The organism is Pseudanabaena sp. SR411 (genome assembly GCF_002251945.1).
Taxonomy (GTDB): domain Bacteria; phylum Cyanobacteriota; class Cyanobacteriia; order Pseudanabaenales; family Pseudanabaenaceae; genus Pseudanabaena.
Window position 1 is genome coordinate 21,914 of sequence record NZ_NDHW01000066.1, and the last position, 24,173, is coordinate 46,086.

17 protein-coding genes are annotated in these 24,173 nt (G+C 38.7%); 6 read left to right on the top strand and 11 right to left on the bottom strand.

Annotated features, from left to right (window positions below; translation table 11 throughout):
- Positions 1-35: 35 nt before the first annotated feature.
- Together B9G53_RS05910 and B9G53_RS05915 are read left to right on the top strand one after the other, a co-directional pair.
- On the top strand, positions 36-794 hold the full coding sequence (locus B9G53_RS05910; protein WP_094530156.1) for a pentapeptide repeat-containing protein: 759 nt from the start codon (positions 36-38) through the stop codon (positions 792-794).
- Between the two features lie 255 nt (positions 795-1,049).
- Entirely contained in the window at positions 1,050-3,029 is a 1,980-nt protein-coding gene (locus B9G53_RS05915; protein ID WP_094530158.1) for a CHASE2 domain-containing protein, read from the top strand.
- Between the two features lie 6 nt (positions 3,030-3,035).
- On the opposite strand, the gene B9G53_RS05920 is transcribed toward B9G53_RS05915, so the two are convergent.
- Complete coding sequence (locus B9G53_RS05920; RefSeq protein ID WP_369682995.1) at positions 3,036-4,106, bottom strand: undecaprenyldiphospho-muramoylpentapeptide beta-N-acetylglucosaminyltransferase; 1,071 nt, start codon at positions 4,104-4,106, stop codon at positions 3,036-3,038.
- Positions 4,107-4,399: 293 nt separating this feature from the next.
- Between B9G53_RS05920 and B9G53_RS05925 the strand changes: the two genes are divergently transcribed.
- Positions 4,400-5,191: a VanW family protein gene (locus tag B9G53_RS05925; RefSeq protein WP_094530162.1), complete on the top strand. Its 792-nt coding sequence runs from the start codon at positions 4,400-4,402 to the stop codon at positions 5,189-5,191.
- 64 nt (positions 5,192-5,255) lie between these two features.
- On the opposite strand, the gene B9G53_RS05930 is transcribed toward B9G53_RS05925, so the two are convergent.
- Both B9G53_RS05930 and B9G53_RS05935 read right to left on the bottom strand, forming a co-directional pair.
- Positions 5,256-5,954 carry a pirin family protein gene (locus B9G53_RS05930; RefSeq protein WP_094530164.1) on the bottom strand — a complete coding sequence of 233 codons (699 nt, stop codon included), beginning with the start codon at positions 5,952-5,954 and terminating at the stop codon, positions 5,256-5,258.
- Positions 5,955-6,007: 53 nt separating this feature from the next.
- Complete coding sequence (locus B9G53_RS05935; RefSeq protein WP_094530166.1) at positions 6,008-6,244, bottom strand: CDGSH iron-sulfur domain-containing protein; 237 nt, start codon at positions 6,242-6,244, stop codon at positions 6,008-6,010.
- Between the two features lie 103 nt (positions 6,245-6,347).
- On the opposite strand from B9G53_RS05935, the gene B9G53_RS05940 reads away from it, so the two are divergent.
- Entirely contained in the window at positions 6,348-6,728 is a 381-nt protein-coding gene (locus B9G53_RS05940; RefSeq protein ID WP_094530168.1) for a helix-turn-helix domain-containing protein, read from the top strand.
- A gap of 121 nt (positions 6,729-6,849) precedes the next feature.
- On the opposite strand, the gene B9G53_RS05945 is transcribed toward B9G53_RS05940, so the two are convergent.
- Together B9G53_RS05945 and B9G53_RS05950 are read right to left on the bottom strand one after the other, a co-directional pair.
- The gene (locus B9G53_RS05945; RefSeq protein ID WP_094530170.1) at positions 6,850-13,026 is read right to left on the bottom strand and encodes a CHAT domain-containing protein; all 6,177 of its coding nucleotides are present in this window, start codon (positions 13,024-13,026) and stop codon (positions 6,850-6,852) included.
- A gap of 44 nt (positions 13,027-13,070) precedes the next feature.
- Positions 13,071-14,147, bottom strand: coding sequence for a DUF1822 family protein (locus B9G53_RS05950; protein WP_094530172.1), 1,077 nt, complete (start codon positions 14,145-14,147; stop codon positions 13,071-13,073).
- Positions 14,148-14,353: 206 nt separating this feature from the next.
- Between B9G53_RS05950 and B9G53_RS27210 the strand changes: the two genes are divergently transcribed.
- Together B9G53_RS27210 and B9G53_RS27215 are read left to right on the top strand one after the other, a co-directional pair.
- A complete protein-coding gene (locus tag B9G53_RS27210) occupies positions 14,354-14,521 on the top strand; it encodes a hypothetical protein (protein ID WP_176453111.1) in 168 nt (55 codons plus the stop codon).
- Between the two features lie 380 nt (positions 14,522-14,901).
- The gene (locus B9G53_RS27215) at positions 14,902-15,462 is read left to right on the top strand and encodes a hypothetical protein (RefSeq protein ID WP_176453112.1); all 561 of its coding nucleotides are present in this window, start codon (positions 14,902-14,904) and stop codon (positions 15,460-15,462) included.
- Between the two features lie 75 nt (positions 15,463-15,537).
- Here the strand turns inward: B9G53_RS27215 and B9G53_RS05955 are convergent, their stop codons facing one another.
- The 6 genes from B9G53_RS05955 to B9G53_RS05980 form a co-directional block, all read right to left on the bottom strand.
- Positions 15,538-17,280 (bottom strand): DUF3352 domain-containing protein, encoded by a 1,743-nt coding sequence (locus B9G53_RS05955; protein ID WP_094530174.1) that lies wholly within the window; start codon positions 17,278-17,280, stop codon positions 15,538-15,540.
- Between the two features lie 372 nt (positions 17,281-17,652).
- Positions 17,653-18,405, bottom strand: coding sequence for a M48 family metallopeptidase (locus tag B9G53_RS05960; protein WP_094530176.1), 753 nt, complete (start codon positions 18,403-18,405; stop codon positions 17,653-17,655).
- A 17-nt stretch (positions 18,406-18,422) separates the two neighbouring features.
- Positions 18,423-19,346 carry a hypothetical protein gene (locus tag B9G53_RS05965; protein WP_141211719.1) on the bottom strand — a complete coding sequence of 308 codons (924 nt, stop codon included), beginning with the start codon at positions 19,344-19,346 and terminating at the stop codon, positions 18,423-18,425.
- A gap of 301 nt (positions 19,347-19,647) precedes the next feature.
- Complete coding sequence (locus B9G53_RS05970) at positions 19,648-22,218, bottom strand: fimbria/pilus outer membrane usher protein (RefSeq protein ID WP_094530180.1); 2,571 nt, start codon at positions 22,216-22,218, stop codon at positions 19,648-19,650.
- A 156-nt stretch (positions 22,219-22,374) separates the two neighbouring features.
- Complete coding sequence (locus B9G53_RS05975; protein ID WP_094530181.1) at positions 22,375-23,130, bottom strand: molecular chaperone; 756 nt, start codon at positions 23,128-23,130, stop codon at positions 22,375-22,377.
- 127 nt (positions 23,131-23,257) lie between these two features.
- A complete protein-coding gene (locus tag B9G53_RS05980) occupies positions 23,258-23,719 on the bottom strand; it encodes a hypothetical protein (protein ID WP_141211720.1) in 462 nt (153 codons plus the stop codon).
- Positions 23,720-24,173: the final 454 nt, after the last annotated feature.

Sequence of the window (24,173 nt, forward strand, 5' to 3'; positions counted from 1 at the left end):
CGCCTATCTAACTTTATTAGCTTATAACAGGCGCTATGGGTCAAAGTCTTAACTTTGCAAATCAAGATTTGCGCGATCGCTCCTTTAAAAGTAGAAATCTAGTCGGCGCTGACTTTAGCGGCGCGGATATTCGTGGGTGCAATTTTTATCGCTCTCAACTTAAATCTGCTAATTTTGCAAATGTGCGGGCTGGCACGAGCCAACGTCAAACAACGATCACAGGGATTGTCACGTTTGTAATGGCGCTAATGTTTGCGGGTACGGCGATGATTGCCACCATATTGCTGATCTGCTTTGTGATCGCTTTTATATTTGGTTTAGCCTATGTCAATCGGGAAACAGTTTATTGGGTTGCCATTGTGGCGATCGTGGTGTTTGCCGTTAGTTTTGCGATCGCTTTCACTGCTAGTTTTGTAATCGCAAGTAGAAAAGGAACTTTTATAGCCATCGCCATTTCCCTGATCATGGCCTTTATGACTGGTTTCTTTGGCTCAACCTTTAGCAAAATATTGGTTGCAGGTGCATTTAATGCGATCGCCAGTTCATTGAGGTTTAATGTTTTTTCGGCTCTATTAATATTTTTAGCGATCGAGCCATTACAAATTTTCGGTAGTTTGTATTTATTTCGCCTCACAATCAATACGTCACGCATAAATACAGGCACAAAATTTCAGTATGCAGACCTAACCAAAGCCTCGTTTCATAAAGCCTCTTTAGTTAATTGTGATTTTTCCAATGCGATTATGCTTGACGTTGATTGGGAGCAAGCTCAAATATCCCGTTGTAAATTATAAAAAAAGAAGAGCTGGATGGCAGTAATGGGCGTTTCTGCAAGATCAAAGTCTCCAATTAAGGGAATTAAATTAGCAAAAATACTGCAAGACTCGTTTGTGAACATGAAGTATCGCAAGGCTAGTTTTGCTTAGAACCCAAAAGAGTAATGGCGGCGCTTCGCGCCGCCATTACTCTTTTGGGTTCGCTGTAGTAAATATTTTAGTGTTTTTGAAAATTAGTATTAAGATTTTGAGTGAGTAAATCGAAAAAATGTAATGAAAGCCAATATCAAAAAGAAATTCAAAGCATTATCAAGCCCCAAGTTTATTGGCTATGCATTGGTTGGGGCGATCGCATTATTAAGTGCGATCGCTACGGGCTTAGAACTCACTGAAGTACAGAATCTTGAACGTCAGACTCAATCAGCATTTTTTAACTGGCGTGGTTCGATCGCTCCTCCCAAAGATATTGTGATTTTGGCGATCGATGATCTCTCCTTGCGCCAAGGCGAATTTTATGATCCCAAAACCCGTCCATTTTTAGAACCATTTCGCACAACCACATGGAAGCGCGTGGTCTATGCTCAAGTCCTAGAAAAACTGGTTAAAGCTGGCGCAAAAGTAGTAGCCTTCGATATTTTATTCGTAACTCCCGGCGATCACGGGACTGCTGATGATGACAAATTTCAAGCAGCGATCGCTAAGTATGGAGAACGCGCCATATTTGCCGCTAGTTATGAATTTACGCAAATTGGTGAAGCAAATATTATGCAACTTGCCTCACCTGATGGAATTTTTCAAATAAAACCAAATACCTTAGGATTAATTAATTTTCAACCTGAAGTTACAGGCAATATTCACCGTTTGGGCGTGCAACCACCAGCGGATAGTGGTTTGCCGATTGTGCCAACTTTTGCGGAGGCAATTCTGAATGTCGCCAAAATTAGTTATCCCAAACCTAAAGGCGATGGAATTTATTTTTTTGGTGGTTCAGATACATGGGCTAATGCTCAACAACAGATTCCATTTTATTATGTGGTTGATCCTGATAATTGGAATAGTGAACAACTTAAGGGCGGTAAATTCTTTAAAGACAAAATCGTCTTGATCGGGGCAACGGCGGCTTCAAAACAGGATATCCAAAACTCGGCTATGGGTAGAATGGCGGGAATTGAGATTCATGCCAATGCGATCGCCACGCTCATGCAAAACAAAAGTATGGCAGGGCTATTCGCTAATCCCATCCAACAAGGTATCTTTACACTGCTACTTGTAGGAATTTCAGGTGGAGTTCTCTGTCGATTTAAGCGACCACTTACGCAGATATTAACCGCTTTTGGCATTGCGATCGCTTGGTTTGGGATTGGTTATGTCTGCTTCATTTACACCAGTACGATTTTACCTGTGGCAATTCCGGCGATCGCGATCGGCTTAAATGGAGTCGCCCTTTTAACGACAGGTTCGATTGCTGCTCAATTTGATAAAATCTTGCTGCGCCGCACCCTTGAGCGTTATGTCGCTGCGCCAATTGTGGAAGAGATTGTCAATCAACCTGACAGTTTTCGCGATCTTCTAGAGGGGCGCACAATCAAGGCTGCGGTGCTATTTTCCGATATTCGTGGCTTTACGACGCTATCGAGTCGTCTTCCTGCCAAAGTGCTAATCCATCAACTAAATACTTATCTGGGTGGTATGGTCGATGCAATTTTAGAATATCAAGGCACAATCGACAAATTCATTGGTGATGCGATTATGGCGGAGTTTGGCTCCCCTGTTTCGAGGGGAGAGAAAGCCGATGCGATGAATGCAATCCATGCTGCTCTAAATATGCGATCGGCTCTCATGGAACTGCGGAAGGTCTGGCAATTGGAGAATAAGATTCCTTTCTCAAATGGCATTGGTATTAACTATGGGGAAGTAACTGTCGGCAATATTGGTTCCTCTCGCCGTCTTGAATATGCGGTTATTGGCGATACGGTTAACGTGGCAAGTCGTGTGGAAGGTATGACTAAAGAACTGGAGACAGATATCGTCATTACAGGTGCGCTTTACGAAATTGTCAAGGACGAAATCGAATCTGTTGATTTTGGAGAACATGCGCTTAAAGGTCGAGTGGGGAATGTCAGGTTATATGGTGTGATAGGTCTCAAAGGTTGCGATCGCCGAATTTATGAACAAGTCCACAATGATCTTAAGCGCCATACTGCGGTGATCGATATTCTCAAAAAAGGGCAGTTACCAACACGTCGCGAATAAAGATTATTAAAATTTTGGCTTTGCTACGCTTTTAATAATCTTTACAATTTGGGCGATCGCATTCGCATCTTCGCTTTGATGCATATTCTGAATATATTCATCACGACGCTGATCAAGATCAGCGATCGCCTTTAGTAAACTCTCACTGGTTAAATCTTCTTCAAACAGAACAGCACTATAACCACGGGCTTGAAAAGACTTGGCATTAAGGATCTGATCGCCGCGACTGGATAATTTTGATAAAGGGATTAGTAAATTAGGTTTGCGTAAAGTCAGAAACTCAAATACAGCATTTGCCCCTGAACGTGATACAACTAAATCAGCGATCGCTAAAATATCGGCAAGTTCTGCTCCCAAATACTCAAATTGTTGATAGCGCGGATTTCCCGTGAGATTGACATCTAGATTCCCTTTACCACAGGCATGGACAACTTGATATTTTGACGTAAGCTCAGCTAAAACAGCACGGATAGATTGATTAATTTTTGCGGAACCTGTACTGCCACCGACCACAAATAGCACTGGAGAATCAACCTTAAATCCACAAAATTCTCTTCCTTTTTCTGCGTTCCCTAGGAGAATATCAGGACGAATTGGTAAACCTGTATGTGTAACCTTGGGAGCATATTTTGCTAAATGCTTAGCAGTTTCGGGGAAAGTAACACAGACTTTGGTGGCAAAGGGAATTGATAGACGATTGGCTAAACCAGAAGAAAAATCTGACTCATGAATAATTACAGGAACCCTTTGGAGCCAACTTGCAAAAATAACGGGAACCGTGACAAATCCACCTTTAGAAAATACAACTTGAGGCTTGATTTTGGCGATCGCAAAAAAAGCATCAAATATACCTTTAATCACTTTAAAAGGATCGATGAAGTTCTGCCAAGAAAAGTAGCGGCGCAATTTACCCGACGAAATACCGTGATAAGGGATACCAACTTCGGCAACAAGTTGTTTCTCAAGCCCATGATTAGAACCAATATATACAACCTCCCAGCCATCAGCTTTCAAACTCGAAAGCAAAGCAAGATTGGGGCTAACATGACCAGCAGTACCGCCGCCTGTCAATACAATTTTGGGTTTCTTTGCTAATTTTTGATGATCTGATGGTAAGTTCGGCTGATCTTTGGTCTGATTATTTGCGCCCACAGTTATTATTTGTCTCTAGATATTGAGAATATTGGATTTTTATAGCAATTATAGATTAATCAAAACCCAGAAATTTTTTAAAAGTGTTGCAAAGCAACACTTTTAAAAAATTTCTGGGTTTTGATTTGAGCACAAAGCGCTATAACTACAAGTTTTGAATAGATTTTATGTGAAAATTGGTTAGGACAAATAAAACTCAAATCTAAAGAGTTTAGGACATGAACCAAGTCTGGCAAAATTTCAAAAAGCCAATTCGTAATAGTCTCAAATATGCCAAAGCTTTAGTTAAAGGATATCCATTCCATTATGCTAATCGCCAAAATCCTGATGATAATGATCAATACTTATATAAATGGATAGAATCTATTACGCCTATTCCCGATCGCGGCACTTCAGAGATTCGCGCTAATCGGATTTGGAACTTACAACTTGCGGCCCAAAGGATTCATTGCCTTAATATTGCTCCTCAAAAGATTTTTAGTTTTAGCGATCGCATCGGCGCACCAACTAGAGCCAATGGATTTCGAGAAGCTCCTGTATTTGTGCGTGGTCAAGTACTAACTGACGTAGGCGGAGGATTATGTTTGATTGCTACTAATGTTTTTAATACTTTTCTGTACGCAGGCTGTGAGATTTTAGAACGACATTGCCATAGTATTGATGCCTATGGAGAATCAAGGTTTTACGAATTAGGTCAAGATGCCGCTGTGGCAAATGGATACAAGGATCTCATCGTTCGCAATCATAGCCAAATTCCTTTACAACTGCGATTTCAAGTATTAGAAAAAGAAGGTAAAGTTGAGTCCAGCCTTTGGGGTTCTGCACCCCAACCTTGGCAAATAAAGGTGGAGTCTCAAATAATTAAGCAATTACATCCACCAAATCCCCAGTATCTATCAGGTTGGATTGTGGAAACCTCGCGCTATATCAAAAACGAATTAGTGCAATCTTCGACATGGCAACGTGATTATAAGACGGTTAGCTATTATCAGCCATGTATCAAGAGTTAGCGCTTTGTGCTGACTCTTGTATAAAAAGAATGGCGGTGCTTCGCACTGCCATTCTTTTTATGGGTTAAGCCAAATCAAAAACTAGAATTTCAGCATCACCTTTACCAATCAATTTCAAATCGCCAACCCGATCGCTCGAAATCGCATCACCAGCATTTAGAAAGCGATCGCCTACTAATACACTGCCTCTAGCAACCTGTATCCATGCATAGCGATTTTGATCAACTGTATGCGTCACTTCTGCTCCATCTTCGAGAATGGAAGCATAAATATAGGCATCTTGATGAATCGTCACCGAGCGATCGCGTCCATCGGGTGAAGCAATCAATCGCAACTGGTTCAGCTTTTCTTCGCGAGAGAAAGAGATTTGCTCGTAACTAGGCTTTACGCTTTCTTGATTCGGCAAAATCCATATTTGCAATAGATGAGCAAATTCCGTTGCTGAAGGATTAAACTCACTATGGGTAATCCCTGTACCTGCGCTCATTCTCTGCACATCGCCGACGCGAATTACTGAGCCATTGCCCATACTGTCCTTATGCTCTAAAGCGCCATCGAGCATATAGGTAATGATTTCCATGTCACGATGGGGATGGGTTCCAAATCCTTTGCCACCAGCAATCTGATCTTGGTTAATCACGCGCAATGAGCGAAAGGCCATATGCTGCGGATCGTAGTAGTTGGCAAAGGAGAAGGTGTGATAGCTGTCGAGCCAACCGTGATTGGCATGTCCTCTTTCTTCTGATTTACGAATAGTCAACATAATTTTTTACCTTGGGAATAATTTGCAGCGACTAAGGCGCTGCAAATTCGTAATTAGAGTTTTGTATGCGCTCCATCACAGAATGGGGCGTTGCCTGTATGTTTGCATAAACAAAGTGCAACTTTCTTGGTCTCAGTCACTTCAAAGGCAAGCGGTGTAAATCCTGTGCCTTTATGTGCGCCGTTACAATAGGGTTGGTTGGTAGATTCGCCGCAGGTACACCAGTAATAAGTTTTGGGTTCCAGTTCCAATACAACAGGTTTCTTATCAACAATCTTAGGCTCACTCATTATTTTGTCCAAATGCGTTGATTACCGACAAATCAAATATAATGATTTACAATCTTTATGTAAAGTATGCACTTTTTTGTAAGGTACATACCAAAAAGATACTATGAAAAATTATTCTGACTCTTTTACCTTAGATTCCTTGCCTGAAAAGGATTGTATTGCTACTTACCAGAGCGATCGCCCTAGTTGCCCAGTTGAGGCGACCCTTGATGCGATCGGTGGACGATGGAAAGTTTTGATTCTGCACGAATTATTTAATGGCACGCGGCGTTTTGGTGAATTGCATCGCAGTTTGCATGGCATTACTCAAAAAATGCTGACTCAACAACTACGAGAAATGGAGCGTGATGGGTTAATTCATCGCGAAGTATATATGCAAGTTCCGCCCAAGGTTGAATATTCACTCACGGATTTAGGCAAAACCTTGCAACCTGTACTAGATGCAATGCATCTGTGGGGCAAAAAATATTTAGAACAGCAATAAAAATAGAGTTGCTTCAAGATAGGATGAAGCGCTTATTATTCTGTAATTGAAGATGCTGCTGGATACAGCTTATTTGTGAAATTTTAGATATAACTAAAGCGAAAGATTAATTTGATATTTATTAAATATGATTGCATAAATTTTTGTCTTCCTGATTAAGAGCAGAATTTGTTCTCAGGTAATTGCCTATGTAATTACAGCTTTTAATCACTAAATCATCTAGATCAAAATTCCACAAGGTTACTTCATCATTAGTAGCAGTAACAAGGATTTTTCCATCATGGCTAAACCCAACCTGCTTGACTTCATCTTTACTTGGAAAAGTTTCTAACAAGGTTCCATCTAATGTCCATAATTTAACTGATTTGTCAAGACTTCCTGAAGCCAAGAGAGTACCATTAGGACTAAAAGCTACACTATTAACTTGAGCATTATGCCCTCTAAAAATCTTTAGTAAATTACCCTCAAGGTTCCAAAGTCTCACTGTTTGATCTTTTCCTGCTGAAGCTAACATTTTATTGTCAGGACTAAACTGAACCTCAAGTATTGGATTATTATTTTGAATTGTTGTAATTAAAGTGCCATCAATACCCCAAATCTTAATAGTTTTATCTTCGCTAGTAGAGGCAAACAACTTACCATTTGGGCTATGGCTAATACTATAAATAAGGTTTTTATGTCCACTTCCAGAACTATCTGATATCTCAGAGGTTCTAACATTTCCATCAGACGAGAACCAAACGCGCATTTGATTGGCTAATACATTTAACAAATCGCCTTGAAGATTCCAAAACTCTATATCATAATCATTTCCTAGAATTAAACTTTTCCCGTCTGGAGTAAAGTCAATCGTTCTTCCATTGCCTGAGATTTTAGTTGTTGTTTTTCCTAAAATTGGCTTAACAAAAGTACCATCCTTTCCCCATAATCTGATCATGCCATCTTCGGTTACTGATGCTAAGAAATTTCCATCTGGACTAAACTTAACATCCCATACTTTATTTCCATGCCCATCTAAAGTTTTTATTAATTGACCATCAAGATTCCATAGTTTAACAGTTTTATCAGAACTAGCTGAAGCAATAGTCTTACCATCTGGACTAAACTCAACTTTCCAAACATAGCCTTGATGACCTTCAAAAGTTTTGAGGAGTTTGCCATCAGCAGTCCAAATTCTAACCTTGTTATCACCTCCAGCAGAAGCCATAGTTTGTCCATCTGGACTGAAACTAACAGAATTGTAATTTATGGGAACTGTTTCAGTATATTTAAACTTCCGTCTTGTGATAGATACTTCAAAATCATCACTATTTTTACGAGAAAGTTTTAATGTTAAATTTGCTCCAGATTCATCTTTAATTAAGTTATTAGCTTTCTCAATATCTAATTTTTTAGTCGGTTGATTACCAATATATAATATCATGTCACCTTCCCTAATCCCCACATCTTTAGCTGGAGAACTATCATAAACTCTCTTAACAGTTAAGGTATTATCCGAGTTTTTTTCGTAACTAATACCAACTGTAATTTCATTTGTTATGTCAATTGTTCCACCAAATTCAGATAGTCTTTTACCATACAAATCCCATATCTGAATGCCATCATGACCACTGGTAACAACTTTTTTTCCATCAGGCGTAAAGGCTGCATAAATAACATGCTCTTTAAATTGATTAATAGTTGTTAACAATGTACCATCAATCTTCCATATCTTCACTGTTTTGTCAAAACTAGTAGAAGCAATCATTGAATTGTCTGGACTAAAATTGATAGAAATAATTTCTTTTTGATGTCCTTTTAAAGTATTTTTTACTTGCCAATTATTATTTTTGTTTTTTGAATAAATATTTAAGTTTTTACCAATACTTAAAGCAAGCATTTTGCTATCAGAACTATATTTTACGTCTAACAGTTGATTTATATCTGACAACTCATTCGTTAACACACCATAACTACCCGATAAATCCCATAATTTTAGTTCTGTCCCCCCAACTGAAGCAAGTGATTTCCCGTCAGGGCTAAAACTTATAGCTCTTGCACCAAATTGATGACCTTCATTAATCACTTGTTTGATTGTTACATCTATATTTTTAATTAATTTGTTGTTACTAACATCCCAAATTTTAATGCTTCGATCATGGAGCTTTTCAGTTCTGTTAGCACCTCGTTTCAATAAATTTTCGGCACGCTTTTCTGGAGAAGCTTTGTCTTCAGGTGTTCGTGATATTTTCATGCTTGCATCCATTTCCGCGCCAAGAAGGTCTAAGATTGTACCTAAAGTATCATCGTAGCCAGATACTGAGGCTAGCAGTTTATCATCAGGACTAAAGCTCAGAGAATTAACAGTCTCCTTATGACCTTCAAAAGTTTTAATTAGGTTGCCATCACGATTCCATAGATTAATAGATATACCTTTAGCAATTGCAATAAATTTATCGTCATGACTAAAACTAAATTTCTTAGAACCTGTTGGAAGTGTAATTGGTTTATTTGCGTCAACTGACCAAATTTTTATAGTATGTTCTTGTCCTCCTGCTGATGCTAGAGATTTACCATCAGGACTAAAACTCAGGTCATACATAGGAGTATTATGAGCCTCAAAAGAATCTACTAAAGTTCCATCCAATTTCCATAACTTAATAGTTTTACTGCCTGTAGCAATCAACTTACCATCAGGACTAAAAACTATAGGATTAGGCATCAAAAAAGTTTTTTCTTGGGTATTTAACGTTTTCAGTTCCTTACCACCAATATTCCAAAGTTTGACAATACCATGAGCATCATTGGATGCAATAGTTTGACCATCGGGACTAAAAGCAACATTCTCAACTGCGATATCATGTCCAGAGAATATATTTATTAATTTCCCATCAATATTCCACAACTTACCAGTTTTGTCTCCTACCGATACGATCATCTTACTATTAGGGCTAAAGGCTATATCTTCTATTAGAAAATCATGTTGCAATGTTTTAACTAACTGACCATCAGGAGTCCAAATTTTAACAGTTTTATCCTGACTACCTGAAGCAATTAATTTCCCATCTGGACTAAACTTTACAACTTGAACAGAAATTTGATGTCCTTTTAGAGTTCTGATTAATTTTCCCTCAGTACTCCAAAGTTGTACTTCTTGGGAGTTACGACTTATATCTAAAAGATTAGAGTTGCCATAATAACTTCTTATATCACTATAGTTGAAAGGTGGCAATGTGAAAACAGCTACAGCAATTGTTTGCCCATCTGGACTAATACTAAACTGATTGATTTTACCACCGCCAATTTGTTGCGGATTTTTGTAATCTGGATTCTCAGTTATTTTCTCTAATTCCTCTTGTACTTGCTCTGAAGTTACTTTGGGTATGACTTCAATTGTTCTGATTAATCTTCCACTGAGATCCCATAACTTAATAGTGCCGTCATCACTAGCTGAAGCTAAAAAATTACCAGTTGGGCTAAACTCAACTCCAATAGTTTGGTTTGTATGACCTTCGATCCGATTAAATTCTCTGGTTTGATAAAGTGCTTGCTGTAAAGCCAGTGTAGTCTGACTTTGATTATCAGCATTAACTTTAAACTTGTTCTTTTGTAATAGTCTTGCGCTTCTTAGAGCGACTGTAAGTGCCTCAAGTTTCCTATTAGAGGCAAGAAGATTTTTAGAAAGACGACTAGAAGATATAACTTCAAAATTAATTCTCTGTATTTCTGCTTCAGTTTTCGCTTGTTCTTCAGCGACCAAAGCTCTTTGTCTTTGGAAACTTTGAAATGTAGCAAAACCAGCCAACCCTAAAGAAATTACTATTCCACCAATTAGGCTTAATATTGTATTACGACTTTGGCGTTCTCTATATTTCCTACTCTGATCAATAAAATATTTCTCTTCATTTGTTAACTCATCTGGACGCTCTCTTAGCCATTCAATAGATTGTGTTAGTAATAAATCCTTTAAAAGAGCTTTTTCACGCGACTTGCTAGTTGACTTAGTTTGATACATACTGAGAAAGTCACGTAAGCGTTGTTGCCATACTCTAAAGTCCCTATTATTAACTAACCAATCACTCAATCTTTGCCAATTTCCAATTAGAACTTCGTGAATAATTTCAGCAGTCTCTTCATTAGTATTAGAATTGAAATTAGTTACTATCAAACGTCGATCCGCTAATAATTGAACTAAATCCCAATTGCTTTCTCCGATCTGATTTTTTGAAGCAATTCTTCTAGTATACTCAGTACCAATCCCTATCTGTACCAATTGAATAAATACTTTTTCTGCTCTTTCTTTATCATTTGAAGTTAAATTCTGAAAAATTGATTCTGCGTATTGATTTAAGCAGTTTTCTAAACCTCCAATCTCTCTATAAGCCTGTATAGTCAATAATCCTTCTCTTTGTCTTTGCCAAAGCATTTCTAAAGTAAAAGACAGTAAAGATAAATTACTTGTTGACAGCCCCTGCCCCTCTACTTCATACTCATGAAATCCAATAGATGTAATCAATAATTCTTTTAGTCCCTTTTCTAATCCTATTTCTAGCAACTGTGCGGGTTTAACAATTGCCAACTCTAACTCATTTCGTCTCATTTGACTTAGATTAAAACAAGCACTTTGCAGGTATTCTGCTAAATCTGGATACTCAATAGCTTTACCATAAAAATCTCCTCGCAATGTAATTAACAAGGTAAACTTTTTGGTTTCTTTAATAGCTTTTAATAGACAAGATAAAAAAGCTAATCTTTCAAACTCATCACTACATAAAGTATAAATCTCTTCAAATTGATCTATAACTAACAAAAAATGTTTTTGATTGTGAACAAATAAATCTTCAATGAGGTAACTAAGTTCTATACTATTATCTTTTAATTGTTCAACTAAGCTGTTAATATCTTTGTCAGGATTTAAGTGTGATATTGATTCAGCTAGGCTATAAAAAGGAGATACCCCAACCCGTAGTGAAACAATTAAATATTCATTTTTTGATCTTAAACTTGGAATAATGCCAGCAAAAACAACCGAAGACTTACCACTACCAGAAGCTCCAACTATTGCAATAAAAGAATGTTTCTTAATTGCTTTACATAAATTCTCTGTAAAATGTTCTCTCCCAAAAAAGAAAGTAGAATCTTTCTCTTGAAATGTATTTAAACCGCGATATGGTTGACAAGTAGAAATACCCCCTAAATCTATCCATCTTGAAGGTGTTTCACCTTGATTCTGAAAAATAATAGGTAACCAGCTAGCGTAAGGATAACTACTTTCTAATTTCTTTAATTCTTGTCTAGTATGTTGGACAGATGTATATAGAGATTTCCCTGTAGTATACTCTTCTAAAAAGTAACGTAAAAAAACTGGAGCAATTCTTACTGGAAGTTCATTCTTCATGACAATAACTTGAGGCAAATATAGCTTTTCACCCTCTGTTAGTTGATAAGCTAAACCTAGGCCTGAGCAAGCTGAAATAATTGCTAATTTCAAACGTTTTTTATTTTGAATTGCTTGGTTTAATTCTTCTCTTAATTCAGAAATAGTTAGCCAATCTTTATTATTTTCATCAATCAAAATTCTGCCAAATTTTCTATCCCTAGATGTTTCACCATGTCCAGCAAAGAAAAATATATCAATAGTTTCATTTTCTAATAAATCCTTTAATTGTTTCCTTTGATTTGAGTCAACCCAAATAACTTTGGCATTGCTCTTTAATTCTAAATTAGCAATTGCTGTTTTTTGCTCCTGAATCTCTGTTTTACTACCTAATACAGCTAAAATCTTCACCTGATCCTGATGCTTTTTAGGCTCACTAACTTTTTCAAAATTAGAAGAGCTGATCGAAACTTCAACATTTAATCCTTTAAGACAATCCCATTCTTGCCAAGGAAGTTGATGAAGTTCTAAAATATTGGTTTCTAATAAAAATCTAATACTTTCCGATGGTTCTTTTAAATAACTTTCTAAGCCATCTCTAATCTCTTTGAATTCATCTTGATTTAACCATTGGTTAAAAATTCGAATTAATTGATCGCCAGCTTCTTGACATCTTTTAAATGCAGCTTCTTTGTTGCCTTCTAAATTATTTTGTAATGTTAATGCTTCAAAGTGCCATGTATTCCCCAAATAGGGAGTAATTTCTTTATAGCGCTCAACCCACTCTTTACAAGCTTTCAAAACTGCATCAGATTCAGTAAGGACTGCACTCCGCCCTTTGATTTCCTCTTTGTGCGTTAACTGATCGTCAGAGATTTTGACGATCACATTAAATCCATTGTTGTCACTAGCTGTTGCTATTAACGATATTTTTTTTGCCATAACTCAAAGAAGAAAGTGAAATCTTTCAAAGCTATACAATATCTTTAGATAGTAAAATATTCTCTTACTTCTATTCCAGATTCGATTAATTTAATTATAAATTTATCTTCATAGTCACAATTAAATCGACATTCTATGTAAGGAGCATTCTCTAGAGCGATCGCTTGTAAAGAAATATTTTCTTCATCTGTCAACATTTGTAAAGTCAGATCCTTAGGTAAGGCTTGCTGATCCTTGGGATAAACCTCTATACCAATATTAAACTGTGGTGAAGTTTCTCTTTCTCTAATAGTAATTACTAAAACTATCTGCTGAGTTAGGTCGGTTATGAGTTTAGCTCGTTTAATCTGATCACTCCAAGTTGTAGGAATTAACTGTTGAGGGTTTAATAACTCTTCAACTACTTGCCAGCCTTGATTAAAGATATTCTCTAACCATTGAGTGAGGATATTTCTTTCTTCAATAGGTATTACTCTTACCTCTAAAACAGGTACACCTAATCTTTCTGATAGTAAACCTAGATTATACAAAGCCTCAATTTTTGCACAATCGGCTTGTGAACCTTGCCAATAAGTTTTCATACACCCTTTTGTAATATGGTTTAAAAAAAGCGTATCTACCTCTATTACATTTTTAAATTGCATTTCTAAATGAGTCAATGATGCTTCGGAAATTTCAGCCTCACATTTAACAATTATTAAAGCTTGTTTTTCATTCGTTACTTTTCTATATAAACCGCAACTTTTTCGATAGCCTTTATCAACTAAGGATATTAGAATATCTTCCGAACTATTAATTTTCTTGCCTGTTAAATTTCCTATAAGAGGGTAAATTTTTCTGCTTGGCTCACTTCCAAGTGACTTCGTAGAATAAATATTTAAGTTTGAGATTTCTTGTTGTTTTATCCCAGCAAGCAAAAGACATAAATACTTTTTCTCGAATTTTCCCAGTCCTTTTTGTCTAGGTTCATCATTTTTCTTTTGAGCTTCTAAATCTTGAAATAACTTTACAATATACCATTTACATTCAGCTTCCTTGTAGTGGTCTTGAAGGTTTTCTTCTTGATAAAATTTTAAAAGTTGTATTTTGTATTTTTCTTCGTCTTCTTGTGTTGTATTCATATTAGGTTAATTATTTAAATCTTAGTAAATATTCCGACAAATAATACCAGTCTAGACTGGTATTATTTGTCGGATAAACCAGCCTAGACGGGTTTGTTTTCAATGATTATTGTGGCAAGCTAAAAACTATCAATCTAAGGAAGATTTTGAACCACAATTTTTCTTTGCTTGAAATTCTTATTTCACATTTTTGGAGGAGATTAAATATGCTTGTTGATCCACATACTACAGCAGTTGTAACAACTGCGAAAGGTGTCGCGTTGATGGGTAGTGCTATAGGCTCTTTGTTTGGTCCATTGGGTTCTGTTGTGGGAGCTAAAGTTGGCTATGTGGCTGGGGCTTGCCTAGCTGCTTCTCAAATGCGTCGTCACTAGAACATTTAATTAGACTTTAATATTCATTATTGGTTCTAATAAGAATCAATACCATTGCATCTATCAACATATTTAGAGGTAAACATATGAACCACAAAGATTACATGGATTATGTTGAACACCACGCTCATTCACATTACATGCACAATCTACCACACAACAGCCTTACTCCTCCAGATTGGGCTGATGACTCCTTTTGGCAAGGTCTTTTGGAGGGTCTTGTTAATTGGTTTAGCTAAAGATAATAATCACAAATAATTTGCAGAAAGCGTACCCTTTGAGGTGCGCTTTCTGCAAATCCAAAACACAACAAATTATTAGTGGGCAAATTTTTTAGTTCTCTAATGAACATTCACCTATTGTTATATTGTTAGTCAATTATGAAATTAATTTCTTCTAGATTTTTAGCTACTGTGTGCCTTTCTGCTTTACTAGCTAGTGCTTGTAGTAAAGCTCCCCCCCCATCAGACTCAAGCTTAGTTTCTACTAATACTTCTGATTATATTTCTAACGCTACTTCAACTCCAACTCTAAACTCTGTTGCTTGTTCTAGAGACATTTCGCAAACTCTTTCAGATCTCCAATCTTTGCCCCACAACCCTCTAGGTGCTAACAGTATGATTATGCCGCTCCAAGAAGCTAAGCTCTTAGTTAGTCACCTCAAGAATGATTCTAACTGTTCTAAGGAATATCAACAGGTATCTCAATTACTATCAAGCTATTGGTCGTTATGGATTACTTTTAACTATCAAAAAAACTTGATATTGGAGGAGGGAAACAATAGAGTATGCCGTTCTGGATGTATAGCTTTCTCTAGTGACGCTGAGAGTTGTAAAAGACAATGTGAAAGCAGTTTCCAGTCCGTAATGTCTTCTCTGGACTCTGAAAGACAATCGCATACGCAAGAATTCAATGCTTTCAAGCAGAATTCATTTCGATAGTAGACCTATTGAAAAAAGACGCACGCTATGATGTGCGTCTTTATTTTATTGCTTCGGAAGCACTTTATGCTTTATTTACTTACCGCCTTTCTTAAGAGCCAAGATTACTTCAACTTCAGCAGTCTCTGAATTTGGATAGACAGCAGTTCCCGCGATGCCACGGATAGACTCGATCAAAGCTTTTGCTTCAGGAGGAGTCTTTGCTTTCTCCGCAGGAGGCATGAAGCTCTGAACAATACTCCATGTGCGATCGGCATCGATATAGAAATAGCCAACATTGTTAGTAGGTAGAGTACTAATCACTGACTTAAAAGTAGCATCCGCATCAAGTGCAGTTGCGGGTTTTGGAACAAACAAAGACACAATGGGAGAAGCGGTGAGGAAAATCGTATCTGGTTGGCTCCAGCCATGAGCAATGATCGCACCAGCACCAGCCGCCGACCACTCAGTAACAGAGACTCCACCGACATCTTTTTTGGCTACCGTTGCACCATTTTGCTTCGCAAAATCATCCAGTTTCTTGAACAAAGATTCGGCAGCAGCACGGTTTGAAGTTTGCAACATTAGTAAAGGTGCAAGTCCTTGAGTTTGTGCCAAAATTCCTTCGGTCTTACCAGCTACAGAAGCTAGGGCAAACTCGCCATCCATCCATCCAAAGATATCTTTGTCAAGATCGAGAGCCAATGGCGAAGACTTCAGTTGCGCTCTGACTTCATCAAGCCCTTTCTTGATTTCAGGATTTTTATCTGCCGACTTAACAAATTGCTCCCATGAACTCTTGATATTAAAGCCCGTGGTCACCATAAAGGCTTGAGAAGGAATCTGACTCATAACCTTGTTAGGCGAGTTTTTGAGTGCAGCAATGGCCGCAGGGTCAAACTTACCAAGGGCTTTGAAGCGAATACCTGCATCATCAATGCCAAATCCCATATTCACAGATTTGACCTGCTTCAATTGTTCCAGTGACTCTGGGGGAATGGTCTGGGCTTCAGGATTTAGAGCGGCTAGCTCCACAATTGATGTGCCGAAGTTAGGGATATACACTTGGGCAACGGGATTTTGAATCTTGAGATCATCAGCACTTGCGGCACTTGCTAACGAAGCTTCACCTTTAAAGGTATCGATCGCCTTCTGAGTTGTTTGTTCTTGAGGGGTAACAATCAAGTAATCCCCAACCATTGCAGTTACACTGCCCTGACTACCTTCGCCATATTGGGTGATCTTCACACCTTTATAGTCAGACTGCTTTTCTTTACCACCTGCCTTAGTTTTGATTTTCTCGGTCAAAAACTTCTCAGCACCAGCTTTGTCTTTAACCTCAACTACGATCAGAATATTTGGGATAGTCTTTGCTTCAGGAGCAGCTTTATCTTGCACAAACTGAATCGAACCTGTATCGCTCATCGGTACATAGCGATTTTGAATAGCAGCTTGTGATTTTCTTGGTACAAGGCTGGCCGTTCTCCCAGAAGGTAAAATCGCAAAAGTTATATTTTTGCCAACCCAAGGCTTAATATCTTTGTCGTAGTCAACGTCACCTGATGAGAGATTTTTCCTGACTTCCGCGATCGCCTGATCGTAAAGTTTTTTGGTTTCTGGAGACAGGAACTGCTCTATTTTGGACAAGGCGGCTTCGTCGGTGGAGATAGACATAGCCATCAATGACTGTTTAGGCACAATCGTCAGTGTTCCCGAAGTGCTACTACCCGTAGGCAGAATAGATGGCTTATTTAGGAAGAAATAAGCACCTACGCCCCCTGCTACTACTACAGCCACGCCACCAATGATTGGTAGTAAATTTGGTTTTGTTTCAGTCATAAATGCATACCTCACACTTGTTAATTTCAATATGACAGTATAGTGCTTAACTTAAAATCCCCATAGACGCGATTCACCTATGTCTTGTGAGTTCGCTCACATCAACCTTAATTTTGGGAAAACTTTAGGGTCTGTACTACAGCATTTATTTACTTGTGGGGTGATACTTTCAAGCAATTATTCCTATCACAGACTAATTAAGAGTAAATAAATAGAAAATCTTCCTAAAGAATTAGCGTTAAAAATTCAGTAACTTTAAAAAATATCTACTCTCTTCCCACTCAAGAATAGGGGCGCTAAGCGCCGCACCCCTATTCTTGGGCTTATCAAACCCGAGCCAGCAAAGAACTCGCGCATAGAGTTCTTTGCTGGTTAAAAATCCAGCCATGCTGGAATGACTTGCCATGCTTGATTAAGAGATTTATCTAGTATTTTGTAATTTGGCTCAAACTTACTGACTAATTTCCAAAACTTATCTGAATGATTCATGTGAACTGTGTGACAAAGCTCATGAATTAGTACATATTCAACAACATTGGCTTCGAGAAAAAGTAGTTTGTAGTTAAGACTAATATTACGATTACCAGAGCAGCTACCCCATAAAGTCTTTTGGCTTCTTACTGCGGTAGTGCGATAGGGCAACTTAGCGCGAATGCTGACTCTGCGTAACCAACTGAATAAATGTTTTTCCGCTTTCTTCATCAGCCATTGCTTCAGAAAAAATTTGCAAGCTTCGACATCGGTAATATTCCCGTTCACAATGAGCTTTAGTTCAGATTTTTTTTCTTGGATGGCGATCGCCCTTGATTTTGTCGAAACCTCTTGATACTCAATCCGCCATTCTTCACCCAGCGATCGCAAATTGATGCTGTCAGGCAACTCATGGGGAGCCTGTGACTGAAAAAAAGCTTCACGCTGATCGAGTTTGAGTTGATTGCGAACAATCCAATCACGCTTTTTTTGAATCAGTTCAGGAACCTTGTGATGATCATAATCAGCAGGGATAACCACTTCTAAACCCGCTTCTACGGAAAGTGAAAGGCGCACAGACTTAGCGCGATCGCTTACACGCACAGTGTAGGCTGGTAAATCATCGTTAGTTAAAGATTTGGAACCAGATGCCATAGGTTTAATCTTGAGCTTTAATCTTGAATTAAAATCGTGCCTGCAAAGCGAGCATTCAAGCGATCGCGCTCACGATGGGCATTGCTACGATTGCTATAAGTCCGCACTTGAATATAGGATTTTCCCTTGAAAATAGTCACAAAAGCATCGGGCGCGAGTTCACGGATCTGTTTTAAGGTATTAGGGTTTGCATTGGGAACTAGTACCCGATAAATCGTGGCAGTAGAACTGGGCTTAGTAGGTGTAGAAATGGGGACGGAATTTGTGGGAACAGAACTTGTGGTATTTGACGACGTAATGGGGGGAGCAATTAACGAAGCGCCAATTACCTGAGCCGCTAGTCCTTGACCACGTAGCTTTGTGGCGATCGCATTGGCACTTTGTTGACTGGCTAGTGGTGCTGCCAAAATTACTGATCGATTACTAAACGTGGCAAGAACTGCACTCTTTCCAGATAGAGATTGCACCTGTTGAATTGCCATATTTGGCTCTTTGCTCAGTTCCACCAAAATTACAGATGCTTGTAAGTTTGCGGGAATATCATTCACTTTCGCAGAAAAAGAATGCACAACTGCATCTAGCCCTAATGCTCGTAGTTGATTGGCGCGAAAGGTCGAAGCTTGGGCATTGTCAAAACCACCAAAAAAAGTCATGGAGGCATTGAGATAATTACAAGGTACGGCAGCGATCGCTAAAAATTCTGGCAACTGGGGCAGTAGGTTGGCAGGGCGATCCAGTATGACGACATAGCGCCGATTTGTAATCTGTGGGCAAGTGAGGGAAGGATTTACAGTCTGGGCGATCGCGGGTGATGAGAGGCTAAGACTATCTGCCAAGCCCAAACCCGTTATAAAAATACTGCTAAAAATACTGCTAGCGATGTAATTGGCGGCGATCGCCCATGAAGATCGGCTTTTGATTCTAAGTCCTAAGGATTTCATATTGATAGACCTATTACCTCTAGAGCCGCGATTTTGGTCAGCACTTTGATCATCTTTGATCACCAATTTGTCATCAATAGTTGAGATATACCACTATATGCTGCGAATTGTCATATCCGTAGCAAACTTTCTCAGTCTGGTAGTGCTAAATAGGCAAGTATGGGCGGCGCTTCGCGCCGCCCATACTTGCCTTAATAAATCCTTTGCAACTGCAAAAAGGGGTAAGTAGTTCAATCGGCTGCTAATCGTGAAGATTACCTTGCCACAGGATTTGTGAGCAAAACCCTGTAGGTGAGTAAGATCATGGCGATCGCACTACACCCAAGTCATAAATTCCAATTTTATCTTTGGGAATGTCTATTGAGAAAATTATTGGTGGATCACTATACATTCTTAGTTCATAACTTCCAGGCTTGACACCTGTTAAAGCAAATTTTCCTGCTCTGTTAGTAAATAGTTGTAGAGGAGTCCAAGTTGGATCAGAAACAGAAATTAATTCACCCGTTAATAAAGATAAAGGTTCATCTTTGGCATTACGTAATGTACCGCGCAAAAAGATCGTTGCATCTGTACCGATTCTGATTACTGTGCCACTTTTATAGGTTGGCAAAACATTATAGTTACTCGTTCCTAAATCGTAGCCCACTGGTAAACTCGGTGCATCAATCCGCAACTTAGAAACCTGGTAAGGCGATAGATTTGGTAATACAGCCACGCCTGCCCAATCAATCTGGGCGGCATTCCCCCCGATCGCACTGGGATTAATCCCAATTACTCGACCTTGTAATGTGGGATGCGGCACTGCTAAAACAAAGCTGCCATTGACAGGACGCGAGATGCCGAAGTAGCCATCGGCAAATACCAGTGATGTGCCAAAGTCGATGCGCGTCGTATTTGTAATCTGACCAGTACGGCTAAATAGCGCGTCTTGGGAAAGTTCTAAATTTCCCCTATAGCCATTATAGGAAAGTCTACCTGTGAAATCATCGTTAGTAGGAGAAAGTGCTGTTGCTAAAGAAACATTAATTCCTTCTAGGGAATTTGGCGAACTCGCACTCCAACTTGTCCGCAAAGTTTGGCTATTTTTACTGCTTAGTTCCGCCGAAGTTTGAATAACTTGACGCTGTTGCGGCAAAACCCAGACCAAACTAATTAATGCTCTTTGTTCCTTAGGATTAACTCCATCTCCTGACTCACTGAGATTAATCGTCAGCCCTAATCCATTATTAAAGGATTTCCCTAAATTTAATCCTACTTGGTAAGAATTTGGGCGATCGCGCCCTAACTGGTAGCGAAAATTTAAGCCGCCCGATATGTCCCAAAATAGTTTTTGTTGATAATAGGCGGTCAAATCTAATACTGAAGGATTACGGAGAAAATTCGTTACCCTATCGCCAGCCAACCAAAAATTCACCCCACGATGTTCAACAGTAAAGCCAAAAGTCTGTTCTAAAGGATTGCTACTGCCTGTTTTGAGGAAGTCATAGCGTAACCTTGCCGCAATCCCTGTCCCCACCTGATTGGTATTGCTTAAAGCTGTATCCCAAGCAAAATTCCCCAAAGTAGTTGCTAAAACTCCTTCAATCCCAATTAATTGTTGATTACGATCAGCCTGTAGATATCCCCCTAATGTCAAAACATTACTAACTCCTAAACGATGGGAAGCGACCAGTGTCGGGGATGACCAGTCATAGTTTCGATTACTATTTGTGCCAAGGCTAGGAAAACCCACGCTATAGGCAAATTGTTGGACATTTGGAGCAAGTAAGTTAGCAGCGATCGCATTGGCAAAATCTAAGCGCTGGATGCGTCCAACATCATCCGTAATCACAAGTTGAACATCATTAATACCTGAACCAAGGGATAGATTGCGAATATCTTGCTGCCCTGCGGGTAATCTTAAGGTTTGTACTAGTCTTCCATTACTAAATACTTCAACTCTAGAAGGATTTTCTAGAAAGAATTCGTACTGACTAACGGGACGGGTGATTAAATAGGGTTGCAATCCATAATTGCGGGCAACCGTTACCCCAATTAGTGGGGTGCTAGTTTGATAACCTACTACTGGAACAGCCAGATCTCCTGCTACATAACGCAAAGCATTGTCTAAGTCATCACGAACAATCCGAAAATCCCCGCGTGTCCATTCTGATGAGGCTCTTTCTATAAATGAGAAATTCCCTTCCAAAACCCAATTATTCAGATTAATTGCCGTATCAAAGTTTAGATTGAGAGGTCGTCGAAATGGCTCAGAGCTGGCAATATTTGACGATACAAATTGCTCACTACCGCGTATTGTGAAATAACCGCTAAACTGACTCGGTAAAATCGCATTCGCTAGTTCTGGATCTTGAGATTGCGAATTATAGATATTAATCTTGCGCTGAGCCGCAGGTATTTGAATAAACAATTCCAATCGGCGCTCATCAAAAATCGCTTCTAATCCATTTTGGCGTAGAGCCTCAATGGAGATATTTCGCTCAGTATCTACAGCAGCTTGAAGTTTTTCGAGGATTTCAGGTCGAATAATTTCTGCAAGGCTTGACAAGAGAGGTGCAGACTGAATTTTGAGTCCTGATGTGCTACTGGGGATAAAAAGAACAAAAATTTGTCCTTTAGATTGATTATCAATAGACCAAGGCACAATGAGACGTTGTACTCCTTGAGTTGTACGCGCTCGCTTAAATACTTGCTCAAACAGTTCATCTTCAGACGGATCAGGTTCAATCTTTGGTGCAGTTTGAGGCTCGGAATTGGGTTTGTCTGGGGCGGAAGGAGTGGGGTTTACTGGGTTGGATTGAGCTAAGGCACTAGTGGGAAAAAGTAAAGCTAAACTGACGATCGCGAAGAGGATATTTTTTGTAGTGTTCATAAACTCTAAAGCGATCGCAAAATTTTAAATTTTTTTCAGCACCTTACAAGTTTACCAAATTAATCATTATTACTAAAAATGCTTGCTATGCGAGCATTTTTAGTAATAAATTGTCCTGTGATTTGATTGAACCAAGTTAATTTATGAATATTCACATTAAGGGTTATAGTCAAATGTTGCGGTGACATTGCCCTGTTGTGGCAACTCCGCAGGATAGGCAAATACAAAGCGGCGTTTATTTTTTGCCAAAATCACCTTAGAACTAATTTCTTGAAGTTGTTCAGGTTTTAGGATTACGGTTTTACCGTTACTAGTGAGATTGAGGCTAAAGTTTCTAAGACTAGCTCGTGCTGAGCCTTGGTTTTCTAAGATCAAGGCGATCGTTGATTTGCTCTGATCATTCTTTTGAACAGTCACACTATCGACAACTACCTTAGACTGTACATCCGTGGGACGGACATATAGCGAACCCATATAAGTTAAAAGGACTTCTACTTTACCCCTTGTTCCATTAGGTTTCCCAATCTCAGGTTTTTTGAGATTAATCGGAACTTGTCTTGATACCAATCGATACGCCATTTCTTGTTGCAGAGTTGGATCGCCTAGCCATGTCACCCGCACAGCTTGTCTTGTATTCGGTTTCAGAATAACTTGCGGTGGATAAATCAAAAAATCATCATCTGCTGGCTCATAACTTTCCTTGCCGTCTAAGTCCATTGACCGCTTAACTACCGACATTTCAACCGCTTCTGGCTCTGACTTATTACTAATCAGTTCATAGGACTGGGTTGCATTTGATCCTGAGGGAGTGAAAGTCCGCGAAATCGGTTCAATTTTGAAAGCCCAACTAGGTTGGATATTGGCTAATAACAGAAAAAGTGTTAGCCCAAAGCTGGGGAAAATAAATTTCATTGCTTTAAACTCATAAAAATACGGATAAAAGCTTTAAACGATCTTAAGCGATGCAAATCGCATATGTAGGGAAATGACTTAAATCGATGCAAACTCAATAAAATTCCCAGCCAACTTCTCGCCAAAACTAGGGATTGTCTAAAATGAAGATGGAAATATTTGTGCTGTACGTGCCTGGATCTTGTAGATTAGCAGGACTATAAAGAACATATAGATCGTAGTTTTGCGAACCTGTTTGGTTTGTTGAAAATGTGTAGTTATTTCCAGAAGCGATCGTAAAATCAGCAGGGCTAGGTGGATTTGCTCCAGATGCAACTATTTTTACTTGGTAGGCAATAGGAGTTTCTTGTCCTGTTTTTGTGAGGCTACCAGAGCTAATAGTAGCAGTAAAACCTTTGCTGCTATCTGTCGAAAGTAATAGGGTAGAAACTTTGACCACATGCGTCGTAGCGTCACCTTCCCCATCAAGGGGTAAGCTATTAGCTGATGATGTAACATCAGCCACTACCGAAGGAGTAGCGATCGCAGGTTGCATTCCTGTTAAAGCTATACATGTTAATAATCCTAGTGACCAAAGAGAAAGTTGCATTTCCTTAATCCTAACTTCCTTCATGCAGACTTACATCGCGTTGTGCTGAAGTAAAAACTAATATTTTTTTGAAAGCTTTGCTAAGCAACACTTTCAAAAAAATATTGTGAGTAACTGCTCAACCTAGAAGAATCAACAAAAAACAGTGTTCGTATAACTGGAAAATTGCTGACTATCTCTATAAATTAATAAATAAAACAGTAATTTATCACTTATTTAATGAGAATGGAATCATTTAGATGCTTTTTGATGCGTCAAAATGCCTGAAACCCTTATTTCTTCTAGGTTGAGCAATTACTATTGTGATTTATTTAGATTCCTAATACCAATTAACGAAAGTGTGACAACACTTTTGTTAATTAAAAACCAAACCCAGTAAGAGTTTGTAAAACTAAAAATGGCTACGCCATTTTTAGTTTTGGTATAACTTAGATGCTTGACTTGCACGGGTTGA

Excerpts from the sequence above, each read along its gene's own strand:
- B9G53_RS05910 (WP_094530156.1), top strand. The coding sequence starts at position 36 with ATGGGTCAAAGTCTTAACTTTGCAAATCAAGATTTGCGCGATCGCTCC.
- B9G53_RS05915 (WP_094530158.1), top strand. The coding sequence starts at position 1,050 with ATGAAAGCCAATATCAAAAAGAAATTCAAAGCATTATCAAGCCCCAAG.
- B9G53_RS05925 (WP_094530162.1), top strand. The coding sequence starts at position 4,400 with ATGAACCAAGTCTGGCAAAATTTCAAAAAGCCAATTCGTAATAGTCTC.
- B9G53_RS05930 (WP_094530164.1), bottom strand. The coding sequence starts at position 5,954 with ATGTTGACTATTCGTAAATCAGAAGAAAGAGGACATGCCAATCACGGT.
- B9G53_RS05935 (WP_094530166.1), bottom strand. The coding sequence starts at position 6,244 with ATGAGTGAGCCTAAGATTGTTGATAAGAAACCTGTTGTATTGGAACTG.
- B9G53_RS05940 (WP_094530168.1), top strand. The coding sequence starts at position 6,348 with ATGAAAAATTATTCTGACTCTTTTACCTTAGATTCCTTGCCTGAAAAG.
- B9G53_RS05945 (WP_094530170.1), bottom strand. The coding sequence starts at position 13,026 with ATGGCAAAAAAAATATCGTTAATAGCAACAGCTAGTGACAACAATGGA.
- B9G53_RS05950 (WP_094530172.1), bottom strand. The coding sequence starts at position 14,147 with ATGAATACAACACAAGAAGACGAAGAAAAATACAAAATACAACTTTTA.
- B9G53_RS27210 (WP_176453111.1), top strand. The coding sequence starts at position 14,354 with ATGCTTGTTGATCCACATACTACAGCAGTTGTAACAACTGCGAAAGGT.
- B9G53_RS27215 (WP_176453112.1), top strand. The coding sequence starts at position 14,902 with ATGAAATTAATTTCTTCTAGATTTTTAGCTACTGTGTGCCTTTCTGCT.
- B9G53_RS05955 (WP_094530174.1), bottom strand. The coding sequence starts at position 17,280 with ATGACTGAAACAAAACCAAATTTACTACCAATCATTGGTGGCGTGGCT.
- B9G53_RS05960 (WP_094530176.1), bottom strand. The coding sequence starts at position 18,405 with ATGGCATCTGGTTCCAAATCTTTAACTAACGATGATTTACCAGCCTAC.
- B9G53_RS05965 (WP_141211719.1), bottom strand. The coding sequence starts at position 19,346 with ATGAAATCCTTAGGACTTAGAATCAAAAGCCGATCTTCATGGGCGATC.
- B9G53_RS05970 (WP_094530180.1), bottom strand. The coding sequence starts at position 22,218 with ATGAACACTACAAAAAATATCCTCTTCGCGATCGTCAGTTTAGCTTTA.
- B9G53_RS05975 (WP_094530181.1), bottom strand. The coding sequence starts at position 23,130 with ATGAAATTTATTTTCCCCAGCTTTGGGCTAACACTTTTTCTGTTATTA.
- B9G53_RS05980 (WP_141211720.1), bottom strand. The coding sequence starts at position 23,719 with ATGCAACTTTCTCTTTGGTCACTAGGATTATTAACATGTATAGCTTTA.